Annotated in this window: 4 protein-coding genes and 1 pseudogene; all 5 read right to left on the bottom strand. The window is 42.6% G+C overall.

Going from position 1 to position 3,435, the window contains the following annotated elements; genetic code table 11:
• Positions 1-746: ABC transporter substrate-binding protein (locus tag SORDD16_RS03250; RefSeq protein ID WP_241733951.1), on the bottom strand; the 746-nt coding region annotated here is incomplete at its 3' end.
• 156 nt (positions 747-902) lie between these two features.
• A complete protein-coding gene (gene phoU, locus SORDD16_RS03245; RefSeq protein ID WP_061452364.1) occupies positions 903-1,556 on the bottom strand; it encodes a phosphate signaling complex protein PhoU in 654 nt (217 codons plus the stop codon).
• Positions 1,557-1,567: 11 nt separating this feature from the next.
• The gene (gene pstB / locus SORDD16_RS03240) at positions 1,568-2,326 is read right to left on the bottom strand and encodes a phosphate ABC transporter ATP-binding protein PstB (protein ID WP_061452363.1); all 759 of its coding nucleotides are present in this window, start codon (positions 2,324-2,326) and stop codon (positions 1,568-1,570) included.
• Positions 2,327-2,338: 12 nt separating this feature from the next.
• On the bottom strand, positions 2,339-3,142 hold the full coding sequence (gene pstB, locus SORDD16_RS03235) for a phosphate ABC transporter ATP-binding protein PstB (RefSeq protein ID WP_061417102.1): 804 nt from the start codon (positions 3,140-3,142) through the stop codon (positions 2,339-2,341).
• 10 nt (positions 3,143-3,152) lie between these two features.
• Positions 3,153-3,435: pseudogene (locus SORDD16_RS11560) on the bottom strand (phosphate ABC transporter permease PstA); the annotation flags it as partial.

Below are 3,435 nucleotides of genomic sequence, written 5' to 3'. Positions count from 1 at the left end.
TTTTGGATAACCTTATCGACTACTGCTTTCAAGTCTGATTGATTCTTCTTAATAGCAACGGCATTGGCTTCGCCATCTTTCATCGTCAAAGTAGCTGTCGCAACGGCAAGATCTGAGTTTTTACCTGCGTAGCTAAGAGCAACTGGTTCATCCATATGAACAGCATCCACTTTTCCAGCCTGCAATTCATTAACTGCTTCCCCCATATTGGTCAAGGATGTCAATTGGACATTTGGCAATTGTTCCTTGACCATGGTTTCTGGCACAGTTCCCTTTTGAGCTGCGATATTGGCACTTGCGAGGCTTGAAAGATCCTTGTATTTGTCTAAATCGGCTTTTCTAACCAAGAAACTCATCTTGTTTTCATAGTAAGGGATTGAAAAGTCAAAGACTTCCTTTCTCTCATCTGTGGCACTAATTCCTGCAATGGCTAAGTCGGCCTTTCCAGTTTGAAGACTGGTCAAAACATTGTCAAAGCTCATGCTAGAGATTTCAAGTTTAACCCCAAGCTCATCCGCAATCGCTTGAGCCATATCAATATCTGCCCCAACCACTTGGTTTTTACCATCTACCAAGGATTGGAATTCAAAAGGTGCATAGTCTGGGCTGGTCGCAACGACTAGCTTGCCTTTTTGTTTGATAGCCTCCACAGCAGACTGAGAACTATCCGTTCCTGACTGGCAAGCTACTAGAACCACACTGGCAAGCATGCTACACACAACTAATATCCATTTCTTAAACTTCATAAATAAACAACCTTTCTGTTTTTCCTGAATAATTATAACTCTTTTAAAAATAGTTGTCAACCCTTTTAGAGATTTTGATTGTAAAACAATTCTTTTTGTAAAAAAGAAGACTGATTTATTCTAATCAGCCTTTTTTCTGTATATTTAAACCGTTTCTTAGAGTTCGACGATTTTACCTGTTTCAAAGTAAACAACCCATTCACAGATATTTTTAGCGTAGTCCCCGATACGTTCCAAGAAGGAAATGACCTGGAAGTAATCACGGCCTGTAACGATAGCTTCAGGATTTTTCCTAATTTCTTCTGTAGCCAAATCACGGATGCTATCAAAGTAATGGTTGATTTTTTCATCCATAGCCGCTACTTCGTAGGCTTGATCCACAGAACCGTTGAGATAGAGATCTAGAGCTGCTTCAACGAAGTTTTTCACGTCGCGTCCCATCTTTTTGATTTCTTCCTCAACGGCAGGGATACGTTGCTCCCCCTTCATACGAATAGTCGCCTCAGCGATAGACACTGCATGATCTCCCATGCGTTCCACGTCTGACACTGCCTTGAGAACGGTCAAGACGGTACGAAGGTCTTGCGAAACAGGTTGTTGGAGGGCAATCATTTCAAATGATTTCTTCTCCAACTTCACTTCGTATTCATTTACTTCTGCATCGTCTTCGATGACTTCTTTTGCCAAATCACGGTCATGCGTAACAAAGGCACGCACTGTACGATTGATCTGCGAGAGCACTTCCTGTCCCATGGCATAGAACTGGTTGTGCAATTTCTCCAAATCTTCTTCAAATTGAGATCGTAACATCATTCAACTCCTTATCCAAATTTTCCTGTAATATAATCTTCTGTTTCCTTGTGTTGTGGGTCTAGGAACATCTTCTTAGTATCGTTAAACTCGATCAAATCCCCATCTAGGAAAAACCCTGTTTTATCAGAGATACGTGAGGCCTGTTGCATCGAACGCGTTACCAAGAGCATGGTGTATTTATCTTTTAGACCATACAAGGTTTCCTCAATCTTACCAGCAGAGATAGGGTCCAAGGCTGAAGTTGGTTCATCTAAGAGGATAATTTTCGGACTGGTTGCTAAGACACGAGCAACACAAACACGTTGTTGTTGTCCACCTGAGAGACCAATGGCCGAATCATGCAAACGATCCTTTACTTCATCCCAGATAGAAGCACGTTGCAAGGCCTTTTCTACTGCTTCATCAAGGACTTGCTTATCCTTAACCCCATTGATACGTAGCCCATAGACAACATTTTCGTAGATAGACATAGGGAAGGGATTGGGCTGTTGAAAGACCATACCAATTTCCTTACGCAATTCAACCGTATCGGTACGGGGGCTGTAGATATTATGACCATTATAGACTACTGATCCAGTTGTTGTCACCTCAGGATTTAGATCACCCATGCGGTTGATGGCTTTGAGCAGGGTAGACTTTCCTGATCCAGAAGGACCAATCAAGGCCGTTATTTCCTTGGGTTGGAAAGAAAGGGAAACACTATTCAAGGCCTTCTTTTTATTGTAATAAACGGACAGGTCTGACACCTGTAAAATCGCTTCTGACATACCGTTTCCTTTCTAACCAAAGTGTCCCGTTACATAGTCATTGGTTGACTGTAACTTAGCATTTTGGAAAATATTGGATGTCTTATCATACTCAATCAAATCACCCAAGTAGAAAAATCCTGTGTAGTCACTTGCACGCGCAGCCTGTTGCATACTGTGAGTAACGATGATGATGGTAAAGTCCTTCTTCAATTCCAACATAGTTTCTTCTAGCTGGGCAGTCGCAATCGGATCCAAGGCTGAAGCCGGTTCATCCATCAAGAGGATGTCTGGCTTGACAGAGATAGCGCGAGCGATACAGAGACGTTGTTGCTGACCACCAGAAAGCATCAAGGCTGATTTGTGGAGGTCGTCTTTGACCTGGTCCCAAAGGGCAGCCTGTCGGAGAGAGGTTTCCACAATTTCATCCAAGACTTGCTTGTCCTTAACTCCTGCACGTTCATGAGCAAAAGTAATATTGCGGTAAATAGACTTGGCAAAGGGATTTGGACGTTGGAAAACCATTCCGATATGCTTGCGCATCTCATAGACATTGATTTCTGGACGATTAACGTCAATCCCTTGATAGAGGATTTGACCTGTAACCTTGGCAATATCAATGGTATCATTCATCCGATTGAGACTGCGAAGATAGGTAGATTTCCCTGATCCAGAAGGGCCAATCAAGGCTGTAATTTTATTTTTTTCAAATTGCATATCGATGCCCTTGATGGATTCATTTTTACCATAGTAAACATGTAAATCCTTGGTTGAGAGGGCCACTTTTTCTTCAGGAAAGGTGATGATATGCTTTTCATCCCAGTTATATTTTGACATGGCTTCTCCTTTAGGCAGCGGTTAATTTTTTGTGTAAATAGCTTCCGAGTTTGCGTGCTCCAAAGTTAAAAATCAAGATAAAGATGAGGAGCACGGCGGCAGAACCAGCTGATACAATGGTAGCATCAGGAATGGTTCCTTCACTGTTGACTTTCCAGATATGGACAGCCAAGGTTTCTGCTTGACGGAAGATTGAGATAGGGCTAGTAACACTGAGGATATTCCAGTTAGACCAGTCAAGGGCTGGAGCGGATTGTCCTGCCGTATAGATAAGAGCGGCGGCCTCCCCAAAG

Origin of the sequence: Streptococcus oralis (assembly GCF_001578945.1) — a bacterium.
GTDB lineage: Bacteria > Bacillota > Bacilli > Lactobacillales > Streptococcaceae > Streptococcus > Streptococcus oralis_Q.
This window is presented reverse-complemented; position numbering and strand designations above follow the sequence as displayed.